The following is a 23,868-nucleotide window of genomic DNA, read 5'->3' as shown; positions in this document are numbered from 1 at the left end:
GCGGCTTTTTAAGCTACTATCGACTTTCAAGCATTGTTGAAATACTGTTTTATTAGTCAATTCATTAACTCATATAGGTAGCTATCATGAGCAAAGGCCAAGACAGTAAAAAAGACACAAAAAAGAAACCCCTTTTGACAGCCAAAGAAAAGAAAGCCGCAAAAGCATCGAAGAAAAAAGAGACCAACGTATTGGGGCATTGAACGAGTCTCCCCGTTCAAATACCCAAATACCTTGCCAGGTTTGATAGGCCAGCCGCGTATTATATATTCAAGACAAGGAGGTCGGCCTGGCGCTCTGAAACTGTAAAAGAGCCACTACTTCTTCGGCATCGACAGGGCGACTTAGTAAATAGCCTTGAACAAATGGGCACTCCATCTCTTTTAAGCACTGCAGTTGAGGCTCGGTCTCGACACCTTCTGCCGTGATATCGATATTCAAGGCCCGGCCTAACGACAAGATACTTCTGACGATGGCGTCGCTACGTTGGAAGGTCATCATTCGGGATACGAATGACTGGTCGATTTTGATGGCATCGATCGGGTAGCGGTCGATGTAGCCAAGGGCGCTGTACCCGGTCCCAAAATCGTCCAGTGCGATACGCACGCCATGTTCTCGAAGGCTCTCCAACACGCTGGCTATTTTATCGGGCTGGTGGAGAAAAACGGATTCCGTGATTTCGACTTGAAGATCACGGGCATCGATACCGGTCTGCGCGAGGATAGCCTTTACCTGGTTGACGTAACCGGCCCGGTTAAGCTCGATACCCGAGACATTCACGTTCAGGTGCAATGTAAGCTCGGGGAACACGGCCTTCCAGCGCTTGAGTTCAGCGCACCCTTCTTGCATGACCCAGCGGCCTAGTTCGTGTATGACCCCGATATCTTCGGCGACCGGGATAAAACGGTCCGGCGATACCCGGCCAAGCAGTGGATGATGCCATCTCACTAAGACTTCGGCGCCGGAGATATCACCTGAAAGGGTGCTGTAAATAGGCTGAAAGACAACGAAGAATTCATTATTCGCCAAGCCCTGCTTTAGCGCATTCTGCATTGCCAGCGCCTCGATTGCCGCCTCGCGCATGGATACATCGAACAAGGCCCACCGCCCCCGGCCATGTTTCTTGGCGGCATACATGGCAATGTCGGCATCACGCAGCAGATCCTCTGGCAAGGTATGCGTCACATCCGCGGTGACTATACCGATGCTGCACGAGGTAAAAAGGTCGTGTCCATCGATCACGATCGGCAAACTTAGTTGATCGACAATGCGTTGGGCAAGCCAGGCCGCCTGGGACGATCGGGGCTCGCCCACCAGCAGGATAGCAAACTCATCGCCACCGACCCTGGCTAATATGTCCTCTTCTCTCATGCAGTTTTCGAGCCGCCGTGCGACCTTTTCAAGAAGAATGTCGCCTGTCCGGTGACCGAGGCTGTCATTGACGAATTTGAACCTATCGACATCCAGAAAAAGTACCGTAGCGGTGGGTATTTTGGGGTAATCGTCGTTGTTAAAAAGATCCCCCAACAGCTTCATCAGGTATGAGCGGTTATACAGCGACGTCAAATCATCGTGGTAAGCGGCATAGGACAACGCCTCTTCGATGCGCTCGCGCTCTTTTAAACGACTTTCCAATGCGACCTTTTCTTCCCGGTCCGCAAGCGCCTGCAACGTCAAATGTTCGGATTCCTTGCGCTCACTGATATCCCGCTGCACGGAAACCCAATGAGTGAACCAGCCTTTCTCGTTGGCAACCGGAACAATGCTTAACTCGACCCAAAAGTGGCTGCCGTCGCGGCGGGTATTAAGGATTTCAACTTCGATGGATTGCCATTTTGAAAGCGCGTTTCGAATGAGATCCAGGGTGTCCCGACTGGTCTGCTCGCATTGGAGTATTCTCGGCGTCAGCCCGATCACTTCGGATAACGTATAACCCGTCGTACTCAGAAAAGCCGGGTTGCAATAAACGATCCTGGGGCCGGGCTCGTCGATGGGCTCGGCCTCTGTAATCAGAATCGCATCCTTTGCATTGACCACGACGGACTCTAATAAACGAAGACGCTCCAGGAACGTTTTTTGCTGCGAAACAAACGACTCGGCTTGTCGTTGAAGGGCTTGGCTAATCAGCGCCGCATGCGTTTGTAAGGCATAAACTTGTGCAGTGCTCAATCGCTTTCGTGGCGAAGAATCGCTTAACAACAGTACCCCTATCGTTTCCCCTTCTTCGCTCTCTACCGCCTGGCCAACAATGAATTCAAGTCCGAGGCCACTTAGCTTTCGAAAAAAATCGGGCAGGGATCGAGCTAACGCGTCATCGATGATGAGGGGCTGGCTGTCGGTAAGCTTCGATTTCAGCCACTGCTGGGCCTGGCTATTAAGCGCCAGTTCGAGCTCACCTGGGTAGCTTGCTAGAAGGTCCCATTCAGTCTCTGCACCGCCTACGAGGAGCGCGGTTGGGCAATCTACTGAGCAGGCTGCCGCCTTGACGAGCAAGCTCAAAGCATTGTGAGGAGGTTCATTGCCAACAAAAGCCATGTCGATCGCCTGTAAAGAGCCTTACCAAGGAAAATAAATACAGGAGCTTTATTCTTTTTATTTTACCGTATAGAAAAGGCGTTAGACGGCGAGTACTTCTACCAGAACGTGATACCCGTAACGCAGCGCCAATCCCAGCTTAGCTTCAAATTTGCGTTGATTGCATCATTCCTGATTAATTTTATGCTGATGAAACCGTCTTTGTTCCTGCCCGCTTGGGGTCAAGGGTTTAAAAGCCTGTCGGCGCCCTGCCGTCATATTGTCGAGCGCTGCCATTCGGCCCTGGTCTAGCGAGTCATTAACACCCCCCGGTCTTACCAGGAGGGCGATCTGTTTTGTTTAGCTGACCGGGATCATGACGACTTTCTGGAAGGCAGAGCGCTCGGTGAGGGCCTGGTACCAGCGCTCGAGGTGAGTACGTGGGTTCCAGGTGAGGCCGCAGTTCCAGAGGTTGTAAATGAACGGGGCCACGGCGATATCGGCCAGGCCGAACTGCTCGCCGGAAAGCCACGTTTGATTTTCCAACGCCTCATCGAGCAGTTGGAAAAGTTCTTCGCACGCGGCAGTGCCGGCTTCGAGTTTCTCGAGATCGCGGGCTTCCGGCGGAGTGCGCACGTAGCCCATCAGCATGACGCGATGGTTCGGCGAGAGCAGCGTGTTGGACCAATCCATCCACTTCTCGGCCTGGGCGCGCTTGGCCGGTGACTCCAGCCAGAGTGTGCCTTCACCGTACTGAGCCGCCAGATACCGCATGATGGTATTGGATTCCCATAGCACGCTGTCGGTGGCGTCGTCTTTTAGAACCGGCACAAGGCCATTGGGGTTCATCGCCTTGTATTGTGGCGTGTCGTTGACACCGTGCTGCAGGCCCGCCTGGATCTGCTCGTAGTCCAGGCCCTGCTCTTCGAGTACCCAGCGTACTTTTTTAACGTTGGTGGAGTTGTCGCGGCCCCATAGCGTAATCATGGCAATCCTTGTCGTTGAGCGATGGTAAGACATGAAGTGTGGCTTGCGTTGAATAGCGTGGCAAGCCTGGCCTTTGCGGGCACCTCACTTTACAACTCGCGGGATTCGCTACCCGATTATGGATTTTCATTGCCTTGATAGAAGGTCATCAGGCTGGAGAAATCGAGCCGGCCGTGGCCTTGGGCTTTATGCAGCGTAAAGAGCGCGCGGGCGGCCGAGCCCATGGGCACGGGAGCAACGCTTTGCTGGCTGATGTCCATGGCGAGCCCCAGGTCCTTGGTCATCAAATCCACCAGAAAACCACCCTGGTAGCCTTTCGAAGCCGGCGCATTTTCCATCACCCCCGGGTACGGGTTATAGACGTTGAGCGCCCAGTTACCACCGGAGCTCTGCTTCATGATCTCGGAGAGTACGCCGGGGTCGAGGCCGTTTTTCACGCCCATATTGATCGCCTCGCAGGTGCCGGCCATCAGGATCGCGAGGAGCATGTTGTTACACGCCTTGGCTACCTGCCCCGCGCCGTGCTCACCGGCGTGAAAAATGTTCTTGCCCATGACATCGAGTATGGGCCTTGCCTGGGCGAACTGCTCTGAGCTTGCGCCCACGATAAACGTAAGCGTTGCGGCCTGGGCGCCCCCTACGCCGCCGGAAACCGGTGCATCGATAAAATGGATGCCTTTCTCTTCGGCTGCCGCGGCCACATGGCGGGCGGTGCCGGCATCGATGGTGGAGGAATCGATCACCAGCGCCCCGGGTTTGATGACGTCGAAAAGCGGCGCCTGGCCCTCCAGGAACAGCGCGCGAACGTGTTGCCCGGCGGGCAGCATGGAGATTATAACGTCGGCGTTTTGCACGGCCTCTACCGCCGAGGCCGCGATTTCACACCCTTGGGCTTTGGCGGTCTTTAATGCTTGCTCACTGACATCGCAGGCGCGAACATCGAACCCGGCTTTGGCAAGGTTCGCAGCCATCGGGCCTCCCATGTTGCCCAAACCGATAAAGGCGATACTGGTCATTAGGATTGTCCTTGTTGTTAATTTTATCGATAGCCGCCTTTATTAGCGAAGCGAGGCCAGCGGGCTCTCCTCCCAGGGCGAGGCCAAGAGCTCGTCGATGAAGAACTGTTCCACCGAGGCGGCGTCCGGGTAGGTCCAGGCCGGGTTGGCGTCCTTATCGACCAGTAGCGCACGTACCCCTTCGGGAAACTCCCGGTGACGGCAGCACTGTACCGACAGCGAAAGCTCCGAGCGGAACACCTCAGCCAACGACATATAGCGGGCGCGCTTGAGCTGCTCGTCGATCAACGTGACCGACACGGGACTGCCGTGGGCCAGGGTTTTCTGAGCACGACTAAACCAGCTGTCGTCGCTTTCTACCGCCAAAATGGCGGCCACGGTCTGCTCGGTGGTGTCGTGATCCATCAACTCACGGATCAGCGGAATCGAATCGAGTACCGGGGTGGCCATTTCGGCGAAACTGGCGGCGCTGCCCTGCTCCAACTCGCGTAGTGAGCGGTTGACCACGCCGTGGGCGTCGATGGCGCCATTTTTTTGCCATTCGGCAAGTGTGAGCGAACTCATCAGCGCCTCGAACTGATCGGCGGCGATGCAGCGGTCGGCCAGTCCCAGGTGGACGGCGTCCCGGGCATTCACGGGGCTTCCGGTCATGGCGAGAAAGCGCCCGGTGCCCACCGGCAGGCGGTTCAAAAACCAGCTCGCCCCTACATCCGGGTAAAGACCGATGGTGACCTCGGGCATGGCGAGTCTCGAGGTCTCGGTCACTACGCGATGGCTGCAGCCGCTCAATAGGCCCATGCCACCGCCCATCACGATACCACTGCCCCAGCAGATGATCGGTTTGGCGTAGGTGTGCAGTTCGAAATCCAGCTGGTACTCATGGGTAAAAAAACGCTCGGGGAAGTCCGGGTCGTCTTTCTCGCCGGTGATCGATTGATACAGGCTCACCACATCGCCACCGGCGCAGAAGGCTTTATCCCCGGCGCTGGTGAGCAGCACCGCCACGACCTTCGGATCATCCTGCCAGGTGGCCAGTTGCGGGCGGATCGCATCGATCATTTCCAGGGTCAACGCATTGAGCGAGCGCTCGGCGTTGAGCACGATTTCAGCCAGAGTGTGGCCGTCTTTGGTGGCGTGCTCGTTAAACAGTACGCTACTCATTGAAGCATCCTTGTTCAGTCAAACGTCATCTTCACTATAGCTCGCCCGCGCCTTCGGCCAACACCCGGCGAGAAATAATCAAGCGCATGATCTCGTTGGAGCCCTCCAGAATGCGGTGCACTCGCGTGTCGCGAACGAAGCGTTCCAGCGGGTACTCCTTGATATAGCCGTTACCGCCGTAGAGCTGTAGCGCCTCGTCGCACACCTTGAAACCCACATCGGTCGCGAAACGCTTGGCCATGGCGCAGTAGGTGGGCGCATCCGCGTGGCCGGCGTCCAGCCGGGTAGCGGCCATGCGCACCAGTTGGCGGGCGGCGGTCAGCTCGGTCACCATGTCGGCCACGCGAAACTGTAAGGCCTGAAACTCCGCCAACCGTTTGCCGAACTGCTTGCGCTCGCGCATGTAATCACGGGCCATGTTGAGCGCCTGCTGGGCGGTGCCTATCGAGCAGGTGGCAATGTTGATCCGCCCGCCGTCCAGACCCTTCATGGCGATTTTGAACCCCTCGCCTTCGCTGCCCAGCAGGTGGCTTTCGGGGACGCGTACGTCTTCGAAGGTCACCATGCGGGTAGGCTGGCTGTTCCAGCCCATTTTGTCTTCTTTACGCCCGTAGCTGATACCCGCGGTTTTGGCGTCCACGGCAAAGGCGGAAACGCCGGCCGCCCCTTCGCCACCGGTGCGCGCCATGACCACCAAAAAGTCGGTGCTACCGGCGCCGGAGATAAACATCTTGCTGCCGCTGAGCACGTACTCCTCGCCTTCCCGCCTGGCGGTAGTCTTGAGCGAAGCGGCGTCCGACCCGGCTCCCGGCTCGGTCAAACAATACGAGCCGAGCAGTTCGCCAGTGGCAAGCCCTGGTCCCCACTGCTCGACCACGTGAGCCTTGCCGAAATCCGCCAGCATCCAGGTCACCATGTTGTGAATGGTGAGGTACGCCGTGGTCGAAGTGCAGCCCATGGAAAGCTGCTCGAAGATGATGCTGGCATCCAGCCTGGAAAGGCCAAGCCCGCCCACGCGTTCCGGGGCGTAAAGGGCGCAAAACCCTAGCTCGCCGGCCTTTCTGATCACATCCACCGGAAAGAGCGCCTCGGCGTCCCACCGGGCCGCGTTAGGCGCCAGCTCCCTCTGGGCAAAGGCCTTGGCCATATCGGCAAAGGCTACCTGGTCGTCACTCAGCTCGAAATCCATGGCGAGTCTCCTGCAAATGCCCCCGCTATCGCGGCGCGGGCCTTACGTGTTGTCGTTATTGATTAGACGTCCATTGAATTGACGTATACGTTAACTTATCGCTTTGCCTGCCCAAGCGCAACGTTCTCCACCGCTACCTGGCAAAGCCCATGAGGGTGCAATCGGCTATTTCTTTACGTTAACGTCAACTTGTTTTAGCCTCGATACAAGAGTCGGCTTAAAACACCCTGTCAGAGACACTTTTATGAGCAGAACTTACTCGATCAGCGAATTGGCTAACGAGTTCGATGTGACCACGCGCAGCATTCGCTTTTACGAAGACCAGGAGCTTTTAAGCCCCACGCGGCGCGGCCAAACGCGTATTTACAGCAGCCAGGACCGGGTGCGGCTCAAGCTGACCCTGCGCGGCAAACGGCTGGGGCTGTCGCTTGCCGAGATTCGTGAACTTTTCGAGCTGTGGGACGAAACCCGAAGCGGAAGCGAAAAGCAGCTCACACTGATGCTGAGCAAAATCGGCGAGCGCCGCGCCGCGCTCGAGCAGCAGATAAAAGATATCACCATGATGCAGCTCGAGCTCGAAAGCGCCGAAAGTCGCTGCCGCCAGGCACTGGAAGAACTCGAACAAAAGCCGGCCGAGAAAAAGCGCCCGGAGCAGCCCTCCTCCTGATATCGACGCCCAAGGCTCCCGGAAAACTCAAAAACAATTCAACAAAACGCAGGTGACCGACCATGCACTCGCTCTATTCGGAACTCGACTTTGGCCTGGATGAGGACATGACCATGCTGCGCCGCGAGGTGAACGCCTTCGCCGCCAGCGAGATCGCCCCCCGGGCCGCGGAAATAGACCAGCAAAACGAATTCCCCAACGATTTATGGAAGAAGTTCGGCGACATGGGTCTTCTGGGCATTACCGTGGGGGAAGAGGACGGCGGTAGCGGCATGGGGTATCTCGCCCACTGCATCGCCATGGAGGAGATCTCCCGGGCCAGCGCCTCCGTTGCGCTCTCTTACGGCGCGCACTCCAATCTCTGCGTCAACCAGATCAAGCGTAACGCCAGCCCCGCCCAAAAAGAGAAATACCTGCCCAAACTGATCAGCGGCGAGCATGTCGGCGCGCTTGCCATGTCCGAGCCCGGCGCCGGCTCGGATGTGGTCTCGATGAAGCTTCGCGCGGAGAAAAAAGGTGATACCTACGTTTTGAATGGCAACAAAATGTGGATCACCAACGGCCCGGACGCGGATGTGCTGGTGGTCTACGCCAAGACCGACCCGGACGCCGGCTCGAAAGGCATCACCACCTTCTTGATCGAGAAAGGCATGCCGGGTTTCTCCACGGCGCAGAAGCTCGACAAGCTGGGTATGCGCGGCTCCAACACCTGCGAGCTGGTGTTCCAAAACTGCGAAGTGCCTGCCGAGAACGTGCTGGGCGACGTCGGTAAGGGCGTGAACGTGTTGATGAGCGGGCTCGACTATGAGCGCACGGTGCTGGCCGCCGGCCCCATCGGTATCATGCAGGCGGCCCTGGACGTGGTCGTGCCCTATATTCACGAGCGCAAGCAGTTCGACCAGGCCATCGGCGAGTTTCAACTGGTGCAGGGCAAGGTGGCGGACATGTACACCACGCTCAACGCCTGCCGGGCGTATCTCTACGCCGTGGCCGGGGCGTGCGATCGCGGCCATACCTCGCGCAAGGACGCCGCCGGGGTGATTCTCTACTGCGCCGAAAAGGCCACCCAAGTGGCGCTCGATGCCATTCAACTGCTCGGCGGCAACGGCTATATCAACGAATACCCCACCGGGCGGCTTTTGCGCGACGCCAAGCTCTACGAGATCGGTGCCGGCACCAGCGAAATACGCCGCATGCTGATCGGCCGTGAACTCTTTACCGAGAGCCGTTGAGGAGTGCGCCATGAGTAGCATCGACACCCAGGTCAATACGCGTAGCGAGCTGTTCCAGAGCAACGAAGCGGCGATGCGGGCAGAGGTTTCGAAACTGCGCGAGTTAACCGCCGCTATTGCCGAGGGCGGCGGGCAAAGCGCCCGCGAGCGCCACGAAAGCCGCGGCAAGCTCTTCGTGCGCGACCGCATCGACCATCTCGTCGACGAGGGCGCGCCCTTTCTGGAGTTCTCGGCGCTGGCCGCTTTCGAGGTTTACGAGTCCGAGGTGCCCGCGGCGGGGGTCGTCACCGGCATCGGCCGGGTGAAGGGCGTGGAGTGCGTGATCGTCGCTAACGACGCCACGGTCAAGGGCGGCACCTATTTTCCGCTTACGGTCAAAAAGCACCTGCGCGCCCAGGAGATCGCCCGCAAGCACCGCCTGCCCTGTATTTATCTGGTCGATTCCGGCGGCGCGTTTCTGCCCCGCCAGGACGAGGTCTTCCCGGACCGTGACCACTTCGGGCGCATCTTCTACAACCAGGCCACGCTCTCCGCCGAGGGCATTCCCCAGATCGCCGTGGTCATGGGCTCCTGCACCGCGGGCGGGGCCTACGTGCCGGCGATGGCGGACGAGTCGATCATCGTGCGTGAACAGGGCACGATCTTTCTGGGTGGCCCGCCGCTCGTTAAAGCAGCCACCGGCGAAAGCATCAGCGCCGAAGCCCTGGGCGGTGCCGACGTGCACACGCGCATAAGCGGCGTGGCGGATCATTACGCCGAAAACGACATGCACGCGCTGCAACTGGCGCGCAACTGCATCGCGCGGCTGAACTGGCAAAAGCGCGGCGCGCTTGCCATGAAAGCCCCCGAGCCGCCCAAACTCGACCCGGCGGAGCTTTACGGCATCGTGGGTACGGATTTGAAGAAACCGTTCGACGTGCGCGAAGTGATTGGGCGCATCGTCGACGGCTCGGATTTCGACGAGTTCAAACGCTACTACGGCGATACTTTGGTCACCGGGTTTGCCCATATCCATGGCCATCCGGTGGGGGTCGTTGCCAACAACGGCGTGCTCTTTTCCGAGTCCGCGGTGAAAGGCGCGCACTTCATCGAGCTCTGCGCCCAGCGCAAGATTCCGCTGGTGTTTCTGCAAAACATCACCGGTTTCATGGTCGGCTCCAAATACGAGCACGAAGGCATCGCCAAGCACGGCGCCAAGCTCGTCACCGCCGTGGCCTGCGCCAGGGTGCCCAAGTTCACCGTGCTGATCGGCGGAAGTTTCGGCGCCGGCAACTACGGCATGTGCGGGCGGGCGTTCGAGCCGAATCTCTTGTTCATGTGGCCCAATGCGCGCATCTCGGTGATGGGCGGCGAGCAGGCCGCCGGCGTGCTTGCTCAGGTCAAGCGCGAGCAGTTCGAGCGCGACGGGCGCCCGTGGAGCGCGGAGGACGAAGAGGCGTTCAAGGCGCCCACCCGCGCGCAATACGAGCACCAGGGCCACCCGAATTACGCCAGCGCCCGGCTTTGGGACGACGGCGTCATCGACCCGCTGCAAACCCGCGACGTACTGGGGCTTTCCTTGGCCGCCGCGATGAACGCCGAGATCGAAGAGACGCGCTTTGGCGTGTTCAGGATGTGATGCCATGAGCCATTCGACACTGACGTTCGATCGCCACGTGGCCACCCTCCGCCTTGAACGACCCGAGGTCCATAACGCCTTCGACGATCACCTGATTTCGGAGCTGACCGAACATCTAAAGGCGCTGATCGCGCCGATCGAGCGAGGCGAGGTTCGCGTGCTGGTGCTGGCCTCCGAGGGCAAGAGCTTCTCCGCCGGGGCCGATCTCAACTGGATGAAGCGCATGGTCGCGTACAGCCGGGAGGATAACCTGGCGGATTCGCGCAGGCTTTCCGAGCTGATGCACCGCCTCGATACCCTGCCCTGCCCGACGCTCTGCCGGGTTCAGGGGGCGGCGTTCGGCGGCGCTGTGGGCCTGGCCGCCTGCTGCGATGTGGTCGTGGCCTCGAGTGCCGCCAAATTCTGCCTCTCCGAGGTCAAGATCGGCCTGTCGCCGGCGGTCATCAGTCCTTACGTTCAGCGTGCTATCGGCGCCCGGCAGATGCGCCGCTACGCGCTAACGGCGGAGGTGATCGATGCCCCCACCGCGCTCGCGTTAGGGCTGGCCCATCGGGTCGTCGAGATCGAAGCGCTGGATGAAGCAGTGGCGGCGATGACGCAGACGCTATTGGCGGGCTCGCCCCAGGCGCAGCGCGCGACCAAGTCGCTGCTCGAGACGGTCGGCCAAGCGCCGGACAGTGACGCCACCCGGGAGGCCACCTGCCAGGTCATTGCCGGGCTTCGTGTCAGCCGCGAGGGTCAGGAAGGGCTTGCGAGCTTTTTCGACAAGCGCCCACCGCCCTGGAAGCCTTTGGATGAACCACAAGAATAAAGCCTCGGAGTCCTTATGAGCGCAACTCTTACCACGTTCGACACGCTACTGGTGGCCAACCGGGGCGAAATCGCCTGCCGGGTGATGCGCACCGCCCGCCGGATGGGATTGAAAACCGTGGCGGTCTACTCCGACGCCGACGCCCACGCCCGCCACGTGCGCGAAGCCGACGAGGCAGTTTACATTGGCCCCGCCGCCGCCCGGGAAAGCTACCTGAACATCGAGGCGGTGATCGACGCGGCCAGGCGTAGCGGCGCCGGCGCCGTTCACCCGGGCTACGGGTTTCTCTCCGAGAACAGCGCCTTTGTCGCCGCACTCGATGAGGCCGGCCTGGTCTTCGTCGGCCCGCCGGCGTCGGCGATCGAGGCGATGGGCGATAAAGCCGCCGCCAAGGCGCGGATGGCCAAAGCCGAGGTGCCGCTGGTGCCGGGCTATCACGGCGATGATCAGGATGACGGCTACCTGCGAGAAGAGGCGGACAAGATCGGCTACCCGGTAATGCTCAAGGCAAGCGCGGGCGGCGGCGGCAAGGGCATGCGCGTAGTGGAAAGCGGCGAGGCATTTCAGGCTGCGCTCGAGGGCTGCCGGCGCGAATCGAAGGCGTCGTTCGGGGACGCGCGTATGCTGATCGAAAAGTACCTGGTCAAACCGCGCCACGTGGAAGTCCAGGTATTTTGCGACGCTCAGGGCAATGGCGTATATCTGTTCGAGCGCGACTGCAGCGTGCAGCGCCGCCACCAAAAGGTGCTCGAAGAGGCCCCCGCCCCGGGCATGACCCGCGAGCTTCGCGAGGCGATGGGAAGCGCCGCCGTGCGCGCCGCCCAGGAGATCGGCTATGTGGGCGCGGGCACCGTCGAGTTTCTGCTCGATTCAAACGGCGCCTTCTACTTCATGGAGATGAACACCCGGCTACAGGTCGAACATCCGGTTACCGAAATGATCACCGGCCAGGATCTGGTCGAGTGGCAGCTGCGTATCGCCATGGGTGAGCCGCTACCGTGCGGGCAAAACGAACTTACCATTAGCGGGCACAGTTTCGAGGCACGCCTTTACGCCGAAGACCCGGCCCAGGCGTTCCTGCCCGCCACCGGCACCCTCACCCGCTTTACGCTCGATTTAAAGGGCGCGGGCTTGAACGAACACCAGGTACGTTTGGACAGCGGCGTGGAAAGCGGCGATGTGGTCTCGATGCACTATGACCCGATGCTTGCCAAGCTGATCGTTCACGGCCCCCACCGCGAGGCGGCCCTTGCCACACTCAACCGGGCGCTGGCCGCGCTGGACGTTCAAGGCGTGGTGACCAACCGCGCATTCCTGCAACGCCTGGCCAGCCACCCCGCCTTCAAGGCCCAAGAATTGGATACCGGCTTCATCGAACGCCACGAGAATGACCTTATCGCCGAGCAAGCGATCACCGCCGAGACTTTCGCGCGCGGTGCGCTGATCGCTTTGAATACGCTAAACCAGCGCGATGCAGCAACGCGCGACGCGCAAACGCCCTGGGACCGGGCTGACGGTTTTCGCCTAAACGCCCCCCATAAAGTACGCATTGCCCTGGCAACTGCCGGCATGGAGGCGGACGCCAGTGTGGTCGAGGCCACCCGCGAACCCAATGCGCCCGAGTGGCAGCTAAGCGTGCAGGGTCAGCGCTTCAAGGCAAGCCTGGCTACGCTTAACGGCGACAGCGTTGCGATAACGCTCGACGGCCACCGGCGCCGCTTTCAGGTGCAGCGCGACGGCGACACGCTCGTAATGGTCGACCCGCAAGGCGAGACACGCCTGACCTGGCAGCGCCTGGATGCGCTGAATCACGTCGCGCGGGAAGTGGCCGCCACTTTTACCGCGCCCATGCACGGCACGGTGGTGGCGCACCTGGTCGAGCCCGGCAAGCCGGTCGAGAAAGGCATGCCGCTGATGGTGATGGAGGCGATGAAAATGGAGCACACGCTCAGCGCCCCGGCGAATGGCCAGGTCGAGGCGTTTCACTTCGCCCCGGGCGAAAGCGTCGGCCAGGGCGACGTGCTGCTCGACTTCGCGCCGCTGGAAGAAGGAGATTCGTCATGACGCTTCCGGCTCGCGTTCGGCTGGTCGAAATGGCCCCGCGGGACGGGCTTCAAAACGAGCCCGGCGCGCGGGTGCCCACTCACATCAAAATCGCGCTGATCGAGCGCCTGGCTCGTGCCGGGCTTACACACATCGAGGCCGCCAGCTTCGTCTCGCCCAGGTGGGTGCCGCAAATGGGCGACGCGTTGGAGGTGATGCTGGGCATCGCGCGTGCGCCCGGCGTCACCTACTCGGCGCTGACCCCCAATCTCAAGGGGCTCGAGAATGCGCTGAGCGCCGGCGTCAAGGAAGTCGCGGTGTTCGCCGCGGCCTCCGAGACGTTTTCGCAAAAAAACATCAACTGCTCGATTAGCGAGTCGCTCGAACGCTTCGCCCCGGTTCTAACGCGCGCTAAAGCCGAGGGCGTGCGGGTGCGCGGCTACGTCTCCTGCGTGCTGGGCTGCCCTTACGAGGGCGCCATCGCCCCGGAGAAAGTCGCCGAAGTTGCCCGCGCGCTTTACGCGATGGGCTGCTTTGAAATATCCCTTGGCGACACCATCGGCGTGGGCACGCCCCTGGCCGCCAAGCGGATGATTCGAACGGTCGCCCGCGAGATGCCCATCGAATACCTGGCCGCGCACTTTCACGACACCTACGGCATGGCGATCGCCAACCTGTACGCGGTGCTGGAGGAAGGTGTGCGTGTGATCGACGCCTCTACCGGGGGCCTTGGTGGCTGCCCCTACGCCAAGGGGGCTTCCGGCAACGTAGCCACCGAAGACGTGCTCTATCTGCTCGAAGGCTTAGGCATCGAAACCGGCATCGATCTGAATGAGGTGATCGACACCGGTGTCTGGATTACCCGGGAGCTTGGCCGCCCGCCGGGCTCCAAAGTGGCCCAGGCCCGGAGCCGGGCCAACTAAATCGAGATCACAACAACCAGAGATGGAGAGACTCCATGGCGCTCAACGTACCCCCTCTTCCCAGCTACTCGAGCGGCACCGCCGATAAGCCACTTTTAGGCATGACCATTGGCGACAAATTCGATCAGATCGCCGCGCAGTATCCGGATAACGATGCGCTGATCGTGCTGCACCAGAACATTCACTGGAGCTACCGAGCGCTTCATGAAGAGGTGACCCGCTGCGCCCGGGCGCTGCTGGCCCTGGGGGTACAGCGCGGCGACCGTGTGGGCATTTGGGCGCCTAACTGTGCCCAGTGGACGCTGACCCAGTTCGCCACCGCCAAGATCGGCGCGATTCTGGTCAACATCAACCCGGCCTACCGCACCCAGGAACTCGAGTACGCCCTGAACCAGTCCGGCGCGCGCTTTTTGATCTGCGCGGATAGTTTCAAAAGCGCCGACTACCGCGCCATGCTGTTTGAGCTTGCCCCGGAACTTGGCGAGTGCGCCCCGGGCAAGCTTGCCTCCGCTACGCTGCCCGCGCTCGAGTGCGTCATCAACCTAAGTACCGAGCAGCACGCGGGGATGTGGCGCTGGGTCGATATGCTGGAGCAGGCGGCACAAACCGACCAGGCCGAGCTAGAAGCGCTTCAGGCAACGCTCTCGTTCGACGACCCGATCAACATTCAGTACACCTCCGGCACTACCGGTTTTCCCAAGGGCGCCACCCTTTCGCACCACAACATCCTCAACAACGGCTTCTTCGTGGCGGAAAGCATGGGCTTTACCAGTGAAGACCGGCTGGTGATTCCGGTGCCGCTTTATCACTGCTTTGGCATGGTGATGGGCAACCTGGGCTGCATGACCCACGGTGCGGCGATGATTTACCCAAGCGAGGCCTTCGAGCCCGGTCAGGTGCTCAAGGCGGTTCACCAGCAGCGCGCCACCGCGCTTTATGGGGTGCCCACCATGTTTCTGGCCGAGCTCGAGCACGAAGACTTCCCCAACACGGATTTCTCAGGGCTGCGCACCGGCATCATGGCGGGTTCTATCTGCCCGGCGGCGGTGATGACCCAGGTGATCGAGAAGATGAACATGAAGGGCGTGCAGATCGCCTACGGGATGACCGAAACGAGCCCGGTCTCGGCGCAGACCGGCGCCAATGACACCATTGAAAAGCGTGTCTCGACCGTGGGGCGCACCCAGCCACACCTGGAGAGCAAGATCATCGACCCCGGTAGCGGCGCCGTGCTTGCGCGGGGTGAAATCGGCGAGCTCTGCACCCGCGGCTACAGCGTGATGCTCGAGTACTGGAATAACGAGAAGGCCACTGCGGATGCCCTCGACCGCGCCGGCTGGATGCACACCGGCGATTTGGCCACCATGGACGAGGACGGCTATCTGCAAATCGTCGGGCGTATCAAGGACATGGTGATTCGCGGCGGCGAGAACGTCTACCCGCGCGAGGTCGAGGAGTTTCTTTACACCCACCCGGCGGTGCTGGATGTACAGGTCACCGGCGTGCCGGATGAGAAGTACGGCGAGGAGCTGGTCGCCTGGATTCGCCTCGACCCCCACCAGGCTGAGATCACCGGCGAAGAGCTACGCGCGTTTTGTAAGGATAAAATCACCCATTTCAAGATTCCGCGCTACTTCAAGTTCGTCGATGAATTCCCCATGACGGTCACGGGCAAGATTCAGAAATTCAAAATGCGCGAAATCTCGACGTTTGAGCTCGGCCTCGACCGAGCGACGCTCTCGTAAATGCGCCGCGCTCGCTGACCGCCGGCTACGCCTTGCACGTTAAGTGGCGGGCCGGCCCTCATGGAGGTTGCAAGCGTTTCAATGAGATGGGCAAAAAACCGTTTGAAAGTTTGATGAATCGCGCAATTAACGTGGTCGAGCCCCACGCTTGTTGCTAGGCTTGGGGGGACTTGGCTTTTATAAAAGGATAACAACGATGCCAACCAACCGCTTGGCAAGCACTCTTCTATGTAGCGTTCTCGGCAGCTCTTTTCCCTTGCTCTGCATTGCAAGCGAAAGCAGCTACCTGAATACCGACGTACTCCCCAAAGCCTACACCGCCCCGGACAGCGAAATGATGTCGCTGGGCAACGGCGTGGTGCTCGAAGGCAGCAACCTCAACAGCATCGACAGCTACACCTCCGGCTTTCGGCTCACGGCCGGCTTCAGCCCGGGCAACTTACCGCGCGTCGATATCGGTGCGGAAATCGCCTACCGCGAAAGCGAGGAAGTCTTCACGACCTCCAGCGTCGCCCCGCTCGTTCAGGATACCCTGGCACTGGGCGGCGCCCTGGTAGCGGGCCTTCGCATGGGCGCGTTCAGCGTTTACGCGAAATCCGGACTGACCGAGTGGCGTGGCGAAACCGAGCTCGAAGGCGATGAAAGCGGCACCGCCATGCTGCAAGGCTTTGGCGCCACCATGACCGTCAAACGTCTGGTCAGCCGACTGGAATACGAACGCATCGACGCCCCCACGCTTAGCCATTTGAATCAGCTAAGCGCCTCGATTCATATTCCGTTTTAACGATTGATACTTAGCTTTTGTAAGACATTTCTTACTTTGATGTAAGCCATTGCCGCTACGTAGCTGATAATAATTGTTTTTTTACCGCTCACTCGCTAACCTGGCCTTTCCTATAAGCAACATACGGTTCAGGAGAGTGACACCATGGCGGACAGAACGGGGCTGCAGTTTACCTTGACCCTGGCCGGGGCAAGCGATATAGCGGTTGTACGTTTTACCCACCGGGAAACGCTCTCCCAACCTTTCGAGCTGGCTGTTGAGTTCGCCAGCCGCGCTCATGATTTATCCCCTGCCGACTGCCTTGACCAAATCGCCACCTTGACGATTTGGCAGGATGGCGAACCACTGCGGCGCATTCACGGTATCGTCAGTGAATTTGGCCGGGGCGATAGCGGGCACCGCCGCACCTTTTACCATGTCGAGATTCGCCCGGCCCTATGGCGGCTATCGCTGCGCCAGAATTCCCGCATCTTCCAGCAGACCGACCCTCACAGCGCGATCAACACCCTTGCCGGTGAGCGCAGCATTACCGATATCGGCTTTGCCACGACGCGCACTCCACCGCCAAGAGAGTTTCTCGTTCAGTACCGTGAAACCGACCTGGACTTTGTCGAGCGCTTGGCCGCCGAAGAGGGCTGCTTCTATTTTCATGAATTCGAGAATACGGAGGGTGGCGCTCACCGGCTGGTATTCGCCGACGATACGACGACGCTGACCAGTATCGGTGAGCGCAGCTATCACGCGCGGGCAGGTGGCACTTCTCCCAAGCGACACCTACGCAAGCTTCGTCAGGTGAGCCGGGTACGCCCGGCCTCGGCGGCGCTCAAGGATTACAGCTTCAAGACCCCCGGCTACGCGCAGTTTCACGAGCAAACGGCGTCAGGCCTGGGCGGTCACGCTCAGCGGGGAGACTACGAGCACTTCGACTACCCCGGCCGCTACAAGCAAGATGCCTCGGGCAAGCCCTTCTCGCGTCACCGGCTGGACGCCCTTCGCGCCGATGCCACCACTGCCGAAGCCGAAAGCGATCTACCGGAACTCGCGCCAGGCGTTTGTTTTACCTTGACCGACCACGATGTCGCCAGTTTCAACGACGACTGGCAGGTCGTCTCGGTCGTACATCACGGCGAGCAGCCCCAGGCGCTCGAGGAAGATGGCATGGCGCGGGGCAGCGCCACCGCCGAGCAAACCAGCGAGCAGATGACGCGTTACCATAACAACGTGGTCATCATGCCTAGAACGCAGACCTGGCGGCCCACGCCCAACCCCAAACCACGGGTGGATGGCCCCCAGGTCGCTTTCGTGGTGGGCCCGGAAGGCGAAGAGATTCACTGCGACGAACACGGCCGGGTCAAGGTGCAATTCCCCTGGGACCGCTACGCCGAACCTAACGAGACCGCCAGTTGCTGGGTGCGTGTCTCTCAGGGCTGGGCCGGTAGCGGCTACGGCACCATGGCGATCCCCCGCATCGGCCACGAAGTCATCGTCTCGTTTCTGGAAGGCGACCCGGACCAGCCGCTGGTCACCGGGCGCACCTACCACGCCTCGAACATTCCGCCCTACCCGCTGCCGGCCAACAAGACCCGTACCGTGCTGCGCACCCAGAGCCACAAGGCCGAGGGCTTCAACGAACTGCGCTTCGAGGACGAGGCCGACGAGGAGCAGATCTGGCTGCACGCCCAGAAGGATCTGGACCTGCTGACCCTCAACGACCGTAGCGAAGAGATCAAGCGCGACAACACCCTGCACGTCTATCGCGACCGGACCACCGACATCGACCGCGACGAAACCCACCTCGTTCACCGCCACGAAGTGCATACCGTCGACGGTAACGAAACGCATACCGTTCACAAGAACCGCAAGAAAACCGTCGACGGCAACGAGACCGACCGCATCGGCAAGCACTGGTCGACCAAGGTGGGCAAGAACAAGACCGAAACCGTCGGCAAGGCCTACCTGCAAAACGTCGGCCTGGGGCGCATGGAGAACGTGGGCCTGGGCTACAGCCTGAACGTGGGCGCCCTGATGAACACCGTGGTCGGCCTTAGCCACACCACCCAGGTGGGCATGCACCACTCCCTGAACGTGGGGCGCAATATCACCCTGAAAGCGGGCAACCAGCTGACGCTTCAGGTGGGTAACAGCCGCCTGGTACTCACGGAGGAGTCGATCTACCTCGACGCGGGGGAGATTCACGTCAAGGCGGGCACCAGGGTACATGTCGACGGCCCCGACGACGTACTGCTCAATACCGGCACCGCCCAGCCCGCCCCCGGCAGCGAGGAAGGCGAGGCCGAGAGCGACCCGATGAACGACCCCATGGTCAAAGACGGCAATACTCCGGGGTGGTGACATGGCCAATGTAACCAACTCCACGCCGTTTCCCCATGCGCTGTTTCGCAAGCTGGGGCCGGGGGATCTTGAATATGATGTGCTGACGGTGCGCGCTACTTACCGCTTCACCGGCGACGGCTGGCCGCTTTTTCAAACACCCCAGCAGCGCCCCATTCGCTGGCAAACCGAGCTGGCCGGTGACCCGACTAATCCCTTTACTCAGTGGATTACGGATGACCGTGATGTGCTGTTCGGCAAGCTGGGCACCGAAGTGCACGTGCACGGGACCCTGCGTTCACCGACAAGTCAGCCGCGCACGGGCTGGAAGGTGGGTCTCAAAGTGGGCCCGCTTTTAAAAGAACTGTTCGTTTATGGCCCACGCGATTTTCAATGGCGCCTGCTGGGTGGCTGGCACCTTACGGATCCGGGCCTCGTCAGCGAGCTGCCCCTGGACTACCGTTACGCCTTCGGCGGCCACTTTATTTCGCCGCTTGATGACGAAATGACCCGCCCCGTCGACAAGACACTCTATCACCCCGAAAACCCGGTGGGCCGAGGCTGGCTGCCTTCGCGAAGCGATTACAAGCGCCTGCCAAGGGCGCTAGTGCGCCCGTTAAAAGAGCAACTCGATACCGTTACGCACCTACCAGCACCGCAGCTGGTGGCGCCCGGCTCGCTGATCACCTCCCCTTTCGACCGGCCCGCCCCCATGGGATATGGCCCTATCGCCCCCTGGTGGGCGCCCCGGGTTGGCTATCAGGGCACGCTGGACGAAGCGTGGCGAACGCAGCGCTACCCCTATTGGCCCGAGGACTTCGATTATCGGTTTCATCACAGTGCCCCCGAAGACCTCGTCACACAGGACTATCTGCGCGGTGACGAACCCGTCGTGCTGACCAACTGTTTACCGAACAGCACCGAGATTATCGAAAACGACCGATTTCGCTTTTTGCACCGCACACGCCTGCCGGGCATCGCCCTGCAGGCATTGACCGAGCACGCCAGCGGCGAGCGAGGGTTGACACCCCTGGAGCTGGATACGGTCAGTATCTATTTGGACGAGCAGGAACTGGCCCTTACCTGGCGGGTGCTCTTCCCGCTGGAGGATCCGCTCAGGAAGGTACGGATCAGGCGAACGTCTCTTGCCCCCCAACGTGGAGGTGCGTATGTCGGATGATGTCTCGATGACGATCTGTATCGGCGATCAAAGCGCGTGCGAAAGTGATACTGACGGCACCCATACACACCCGCCCGATACCACCTCAGAGCCACCGCCGAGTGAAGCGCTTGAGGGACGAGCCCGCCACGCCGGTAACTCACGGCCGGACTGGCGCGTTGCTGCCAGTTTTCCAGACTTTTGCCAGGTGGGTAATACCGTGGTGGGCTTCGACTCCACCGCGTCATTAGACAGCCCGGCCAGCTACTCGCCCAACGTGATCATGGGCGGGCAGCGCACCTATCGTGTCGGAGACCTGAGTCAGGGAACGCAAGGGAATAACGGTGCAGGGGTCGTATCCGGCACGTCGCAAGGTAGCGGCCACGTCCTGTTCTTGACCGGCCAGGAGAATGTGCGCGCCAACGGCCAGCCGGTGGTGATCGATGGCAGCGAGGCCATGATCAACTGTAACGCCGCCGGTGTGGGTGGCGCCAAAGGCTACGTATACACGAACACCCAAGCGGTCGACAGCCAGCCCGAAACCGCCGATGAGCCGCCCACTGCGGCCGCGTCATTACAGCAACAGGCACAAGCCAATCTGGAGCGTGTAGGCGAGCTACGTGACGCGTTGAACGAAAACCCCAACGGCAAGACAGCCGCCGAGACCGAAGCGCTCCATGCCGAGGTTCAGCAGGCAATTGCGGACACCCGCGTCCAGCAAGAGGCCTTGATGGAGGCAATGCGCGAGGGACGATTGCAGGGCGATGACGCGCTGGCTACGATGATGGATGTAGACGAAGCGGCTCGCCAGGCGGCGAATATGCAGCCGGAAGCCGAGCGACAAGTCACCTACTCGTCAGAAGGCGGCCGCAAAGGCCGCGAAGCAGCAGTATTTATAGCGGAAGTGGCGACACCTTACGGCACTTGGGTGGATATTAAAGATACAGCCCAGCTGTTGGGCGAAGGACGCTATCTCGCGGCGACTGGAATGACGGCGTTGACGGCTGTGTCGATGATTCCAGGTGTAAGGTTATTGCGCAAGGGAGATGACGTTGTAGATGCTGTTCGAACGACAGATCGGACAGGAAGTGCAGCTCAAGATGCCAATCGTAGTCGACCTTCAGGAAGTAATGATGGAACGCGGGTGGAGCAAAACTCTGGTAGAGCGGAAAGCAGCGGGAGCTCTGAAGTTACTTACAGAGGGGGACCGCATTCGCTAACCAAAAAGCCAGTCGGCGATGGGCTAGACTCCCACCATTTACCAGCAGATTCGGTCAGTCCAATTCCTCGCGAACGTGGGCCTGCTATTCAGATGGATCCCATGGACCACCGAGCAACCTCTAGCCATGGAATTCAAGGCCTATCAGGTGCTGAATATCGAGCCGAAGTAGGGCACTTGATTCAAGAGGGTAGAGTAAGGGATGCTATGGCTCTTGAAATTAGGGATGTTCGTAGAGCAGCATATGAAGTGTCTGGCAGTCGAGTAAAATATAATAGGGCTGTCCAAGAAATGCTGGAATACTCTCGGAATAACGGCTTGATAGATATTAGATAGGAGCTTTCAAATATGTATGAGATAGAACCCTATATTAGCGTAGGCCCTCTTTCCTTTGGCTTTTCTCAGAAGGAAGTGAAGTCCTTGTTAGGGGATCCTGTTCGAACTTCGACTAATAGAAAGGGAGAGAAAGATTTTCATTATTTCAATGCAATTGCCCGGTTTTCTTCAATAAATTTGACACTTATTGAGGTGGGCATTACACCTTCCGCATCAGCGTTAATTAAAAATATTAATTTGTATGATGACCCAGACGCATTAAATAAGTTAGTCATGTTGGATGGTACGGCATCAGAGTATTATGGTTTTATTGTTTTCTTTAATCTTGGAATAACGATGACAGGCTTTCATGATGGTGATGATTCGCAGAAAGCAGTTACTGCATTCACACGTGGGCGCTGGAATCATCTCCGAGAAGACATGCAGCCATTTTATCCTGATTTCAAACATTAAGCGCAGCTCCTGGAGGGTGTTCAAAACTCTATGTCAGCCAGCCTCATAAACTGAGGTGGTGTTCCAAGCGTCCTGAAAAATGAATGGCCATCTGTGACAGCGTCAAGTTCCAGTTTTGCACGGGATGCGTCCAGCGCTCAGACGCTTTGAGTATACCGGCATAAAGGGGGTTGAGCAGGCTAGTTTTTGGAAGTTGACCGGACCAGCCACTGGTGACCGGGCGCACCTACCACGCCTCGAACATTCCGCCCTACCCGCTGCCCGCCAACAAGACGCGCACGGTGCTGCGCACGCAAAGCCACAAGGCCGACGGCTTCAACGAACTGCGCTTCGAGGACGAGGCCGACGAGGAGCAGATCTGGGAAGGATCTGGACCTGCTGACCCTCAACGACCGTAGCGAAGAGATCAAGCGCGACAACACCCTGCAGTGCAGCATGTTGATGAATCAGTACATGAAGCTTTACTCATAGAGGTAGTGCCTCGGCGTCTCGTTAATAGGAGTTTGAAATGCTAAGTTATATGACTGCCACAGGTAAGGGATTAGCTTCTGAAGATTTGGTCAAGGCTGAAAGTCAGCTAGGATATATATTGCCCGAAGCATATAAGAGCTTTTTGTTAAAATATAATGGAGGTTTTCCATTAGAAAGTTATATTGATTTTGAGGCTGAGAAGTTAAAGCTGCCAGGTGATGAGATAAAGAAGTTTTATGGTCTGAATGTAAAGCCTGCGAATGATATTATTCACAAGTTGAAAGAAATTGGTAATAACATACCACCTGGTCTTATCTTTATTGCAAATACTCATGGTGGAAACTTTTTTCTACTATCTTTGCGGAATGACTCTTATGGAGAGGTTTTTTATAAAGATCATGAGTTTGAAGACAAAACTCGCTTTAATCCTAATAATAGTATATTACCCGAAAGCATCGTAAAGGTATCCAATGCCTTTAGTTATTTTTTAGATGCTCTGTATGAGGGTGATGAATGATCTTGGCTCTTCGTCGTTTCATGTGGATTTAGCCTGAATGAACAGGCAGCCTATCGGGAGCGTTCAAAACTCGGTCTCAGCCAGCCTTATAGGCTGAGATGGTATTCCAAGCGCTTGGGAAGTGAATGGCCATCTGTAACAGCGTCAAGTTCCAGTTTTGCATGGGATGCGTCCAGCGCTCAGACGCTTTGAGTATACCGGCATAAAGGGGGTTGAGCAGGCTAGTTTTTGGAAGTTGACTGGACCAGCCGCTGGTGACCGGGCGCACCTACCACGCCTCGAACATTCCGCCCTACCCGCTGCCCGCCAACAAGACCCGTACCGTGCTGCGCACCCAGAGCCACAAGGCCGAGGGCTTCAACGAACTGCGCTTTGAAGACGAGGCCGACGAGGAGCAGATCTGGCTGCACGCCCAGAAGGATCTGGACCTGCTGACCCTCAACGACCGTAGCGAAGAGATCAAGCGCGACAACACCCTGCACGTCTTCCGCGACCGCACCACCGACATCGACCGCGACGAAACCCACCTCGTTCACCGCCACGAAGTGCATACCGTCGACGGTAACGAAACGCATACCGTTCACAAGAACCGCAAGAAAACCGTCGACGGCAACGAGACCGACCGCATCGGCAAGCACTGGTCGACCAAAGTGGGCAAGAACAAGACCGAAACCGTCGGCAAGGCCTACCTG

Annotated in this window: 18 protein-coding genes and 4 pseudogenes; 15 read left to right on the top strand and 7 right to left on the bottom strand. The window is 59.2% G+C overall.

Features of this window, described 5'->3' with window-relative positions; translation table 11 throughout:
- Positions 1–270: 270 nt before the first annotated feature.
- The 5 genes from ACWHRL_RS08045 to ACWHRL_RS08025 all read right to left on the bottom strand — a co-directional run bounded on the left by ACWHRL_RS08045 (position 271) and on the right by ACWHRL_RS08025 (position 6,867).
- Positions 271–2,535, bottom strand: coding sequence for a putative bifunctional diguanylate cyclase/phosphodiesterase (locus ACWHRL_RS08045; RefSeq protein WP_447895938.1), 2,265 nt, complete (start codon positions 2,533–2,535; stop codon positions 271–273).
- Positions 2,536–2,874: 339 nt separating this feature from the next.
- A complete protein-coding gene (locus ACWHRL_RS08040; protein WP_447895937.1) occupies positions 2,875–3,501 on the bottom strand; it encodes a glutathione S-transferase family protein in 627 nt (208 codons plus the stop codon).
- A 116-nt stretch (positions 3,502–3,617) separates the two neighbouring features.
- Positions 3,618–4,517: a 3-hydroxyisobutyrate dehydrogenase gene (mmsB, locus tag ACWHRL_RS08035; protein ID WP_447895936.1), complete on the bottom strand. Its 900-nt coding sequence runs from the start codon at positions 4,515–4,517 to the stop codon at positions 3,618–3,620.
- A 42-nt stretch (positions 4,518–4,559) separates the two neighbouring features.
- A complete protein-coding gene (locus tag ACWHRL_RS08030) occupies positions 4,560–5,678 on the bottom strand; it encodes an enoyl-CoA hydratase/isomerase family protein (RefSeq protein ID WP_447528684.1) in 1,119 nt (372 codons plus the stop codon).
- Positions 5,679–5,712: 34 nt separating this feature from the next.
- Positions 5,713–6,867 (bottom strand): acyl-CoA dehydrogenase family protein, encoded by a 1,155-nt coding sequence (locus ACWHRL_RS08025; RefSeq protein ID WP_447528683.1) that lies wholly within the window; start codon positions 6,865–6,867, stop codon positions 5,713–5,715.
- A 244-nt stretch (positions 6,868–7,111) separates the two neighbouring features.
- Here ACWHRL_RS08025 and ACWHRL_RS08020 point away from each other — a divergent pair, with 244 nt between their 5' ends.
- The 12 genes from ACWHRL_RS08020 (at position 7,112) to ACWHRL_RS07965 (ending at position 22,188) form a co-directional block, all read left to right on the top strand.
- Entirely contained in the window at positions 7,112–7,534 is a 423-nt protein-coding gene (locus ACWHRL_RS08020) for a MerR family transcriptional regulator (protein ID WP_447895934.1), read from the top strand.
- A gap of 62 nt (positions 7,535–7,596) precedes the next feature.
- Positions 7,597–8,766: an isovaleryl-CoA dehydrogenase gene (locus ACWHRL_RS08015; protein WP_447895932.1), complete on the top strand. Its 1,170-nt coding sequence runs from the start codon at positions 7,597–7,599 to the stop codon at positions 8,764–8,766.
- Positions 8,767–8,776: 10 nt separating this feature from the next.
- Positions 8,777–10,384 carry a carboxyl transferase domain-containing protein gene (locus ACWHRL_RS08010; RefSeq protein ID WP_447895931.1) on the top strand — a complete coding sequence of 536 codons (1,608 nt, stop codon included), beginning with the start codon at positions 8,777–8,779 and terminating at the stop codon, positions 10,382–10,384.
- A gap of 4 nt (positions 10,385–10,388) precedes the next feature.
- Positions 10,389–11,195, top strand: a complete 807-nt coding sequence (locus tag ACWHRL_RS08005) for an enoyl-CoA hydratase-related protein (RefSeq protein ID WP_447895930.1) — start codon at positions 10,389–10,391, stop codon at positions 11,193–11,195.
- 15 nt (positions 11,196–11,210) lie between these two features.
- Entirely contained in the window at positions 11,211–13,259 is a 2,049-nt protein-coding gene (locus tag ACWHRL_RS08000; protein ID WP_447895929.1) for an ATP-binding protein, read from the top strand.
- Positions 13,256–14,161 carry a hydroxymethylglutaryl-CoA lyase gene (locus ACWHRL_RS07995; protein ID WP_447895928.1) on the top strand — a complete coding sequence of 302 codons (906 nt, stop codon included), beginning with the start codon at positions 13,256–13,258 and terminating at the stop codon, positions 14,159–14,161. Before ACWHRL_RS08000 ends, ACWHRL_RS07995 begins: the two co-directional genes overlap by 4 nt.
- Positions 14,162–14,196: 35 nt before the next feature.
- A complete protein-coding gene (locus ACWHRL_RS07990) occupies positions 14,197–15,906 on the top strand; it encodes an AMP-binding protein (protein WP_447895926.1) in 1,710 nt (569 codons plus the stop codon).
- 196 nt (positions 15,907–16,102) lie between these two features.
- Complete coding sequence (locus ACWHRL_RS07985; protein ID WP_447895925.1) at positions 16,103–16,690, top strand: hypothetical protein; 588 nt, start codon at positions 16,103–16,105, stop codon at positions 16,688–16,690.
- Between the two features lie 144 nt (positions 16,691–16,834).
- The gene (gene tssI / locus ACWHRL_RS07980; protein WP_447895924.1) at positions 16,835–19,042 is read left to right on the top strand and encodes a type VI secretion system tip protein TssI/VgrG; all 2,208 of its coding nucleotides are present in this window, start codon (positions 16,835–16,837) and stop codon (positions 19,040–19,042) included.
- Between the two features lies 1 nt (position 19,043).
- Positions 19,044–20,201, top strand: coding sequence for a DUF2169 family type VI secretion system accessory protein (locus ACWHRL_RS07975; protein WP_447895923.1), 1,158 nt, complete (start codon positions 19,044–19,046; stop codon positions 20,199–20,201).
- Positions 20,191–21,735, top strand: coding sequence for a hypothetical protein (locus ACWHRL_RS07970; protein WP_447895922.1), 1,545 nt, complete (start codon positions 20,191–20,193; stop codon positions 21,733–21,735). Before ACWHRL_RS07975 ends, ACWHRL_RS07970 begins: the two co-directional genes overlap by 11 nt.
- Before the next feature lie 12 nt (positions 21,736–21,747).
- Positions 21,748–22,188 (top strand): hypothetical protein, encoded by a 441-nt coding sequence (locus tag ACWHRL_RS07965; protein WP_447895921.1) that lies wholly within the window; start codon positions 21,748–21,750, stop codon positions 22,186–22,188.
- Positions 22,189–22,231: 43 nt separating this feature from the next.
- Here the strand turns inward: ACWHRL_RS07965 and ACWHRL_RS07960 are convergent.
- Positions 22,232–22,372: pseudogene (locus tag ACWHRL_RS07960) on the bottom strand (IS256 family transposase); the annotation flags it as partial.
- Between the two features lie 13 nt (positions 22,373–22,385).
- Here ACWHRL_RS07960 and ACWHRL_RS07955 point away from each other — a divergent pair.
- Together ACWHRL_RS07955 and ACWHRL_RS07950 are read left to right on the top strand one after the other, a co-directional pair.
- A pseudogene (locus tag ACWHRL_RS07955) lies at positions 22,386–22,614 on the top strand (bacteriophage T4 gp5 trimerisation domain-containing protein); the annotation flags it as partial.
- An 82-nt stretch (positions 22,615–22,696) separates the two neighbouring features.
- Positions 22,697–23,176 carry an SMI1/KNR4 family protein gene (locus tag ACWHRL_RS07950; RefSeq protein WP_447895920.1) on the top strand — a complete coding sequence of 160 codons (480 nt, stop codon included), beginning with the start codon at positions 22,697–22,699 and terminating at the stop codon, positions 23,174–23,176.
- An 86-nt stretch (positions 23,177–23,262) separates the two neighbouring features.
- Here ACWHRL_RS07950 and ACWHRL_RS07945 read toward each other — a convergent pair.
- Positions 23,263–23,405, bottom strand: a pseudogene (locus ACWHRL_RS07945) (IS256 family transposase); the annotation flags it as partial.
- A gap of 13 nt (positions 23,406–23,418) precedes the next feature.
- Between ACWHRL_RS07945 and ACWHRL_RS07940 the strand changes: the two are divergent.
- Positions 23,419–23,793 (top strand): annotated as a pseudogene (locus ACWHRL_RS07940) (bacteriophage T4 gp5 trimerisation domain-containing protein); the annotation flags it as partial.
- Positions 23,794–23,868: the final 75 nt, after the last annotated feature.

Source organism: Vreelandella sp. GE22 (assembly GCF_968212445.1).
Note: the sequence above shows the minus strand (reverse complement) of the source record. Positions and strands in the feature narration are given on the sequence as shown.

Bases quoted from the DNA above. Each gene is read 5' to 3' on its own strand.
- ACWHRL_RS08045 (WP_447895938.1), bottom strand. From the start codon at position 2,535: ATGGCTTTTGTTGGCAATGAACCTCCTCACAATGCTTTGAGCTTGCTC.
- ACWHRL_RS08040 (WP_447895937.1), bottom strand. From the start codon at position 3,501: ATGATTACGCTATGGGGCCGCGACAACTCCACCAACGTTAAAAAAGTA.
- mmsB (WP_447895936.1), bottom strand. From the start codon at position 4,517: ATGACCAGTATCGCCTTTATCGGTTTGGGCAACATGGGAGGCCCGATG.
- ACWHRL_RS08030 (WP_447528684.1), bottom strand. From the start codon at position 5,678: ATGAGTAGCGTACTGTTTAACGAGCACGCCACCAAAGACGGCCACACT.
- ACWHRL_RS08025 (WP_447528683.1), bottom strand. From the start codon at position 6,867: ATGGATTTCGAGCTGAGTGACGACCAGGTAGCCTTTGCCGATATGGCC.
- ACWHRL_RS08020 (WP_447895934.1), top strand. From the start codon at position 7,112: ATGAGCAGAACTTACTCGATCAGCGAATTGGCTAACGAGTTCGATGTG.
- ACWHRL_RS08015 (WP_447895932.1), top strand. From the start codon at position 7,597: ATGCACTCGCTCTATTCGGAACTCGACTTTGGCCTGGATGAGGACATG.
- ACWHRL_RS08010 (WP_447895931.1), top strand. From the start codon at position 8,777: ATGAGTAGCATCGACACCCAGGTCAATACGCGTAGCGAGCTGTTCCAG.
- ACWHRL_RS08005 (WP_447895930.1), top strand. From the start codon at position 10,389: ATGAGCCATTCGACACTGACGTTCGATCGCCACGTGGCCACCCTCCGC.
- ACWHRL_RS08000 (WP_447895929.1), top strand. From the start codon at position 11,211: ATGAGCGCAACTCTTACCACGTTCGACACGCTACTGGTGGCCAACCGG.
- ACWHRL_RS07995 (WP_447895928.1), top strand. From the start codon at position 13,256: ATGACGCTTCCGGCTCGCGTTCGGCTGGTCGAAATGGCCCCGCGGGAC.
- ACWHRL_RS07990 (WP_447895926.1), top strand. From the start codon at position 14,197: ATGGCGCTCAACGTACCCCCTCTTCCCAGCTACTCGAGCGGCACCGCC.
- ACWHRL_RS07985 (WP_447895925.1), top strand. From the start codon at position 16,103: ATGCCAACCAACCGCTTGGCAAGCACTCTTCTATGTAGCGTTCTCGGC.
- tssI (WP_447895924.1), top strand. From the start codon at position 16,835: ATGGCGGACAGAACGGGGCTGCAGTTTACCTTGACCCTGGCCGGGGCA.
- ACWHRL_RS07975 (WP_447895923.1), top strand. From the start codon at position 19,044: ATGGCCAATGTAACCAACTCCACGCCGTTTCCCCATGCGCTGTTTCGC.
- ACWHRL_RS07970 (WP_447895922.1), top strand. From the start codon at position 20,191: ATGTCGGATGATGTCTCGATGACGATCTGTATCGGCGATCAAAGCGCG.
- ACWHRL_RS07965 (WP_447895921.1), top strand. From the start codon at position 21,748: ATGTATGAGATAGAACCCTATATTAGCGTAGGCCCTCTTTCCTTTGGC.
- ACWHRL_RS07950 (WP_447895920.1), top strand. From the start codon at position 22,697: ATGCTAAGTTATATGACTGCCACAGGTAAGGGATTAGCTTCTGAAGAT.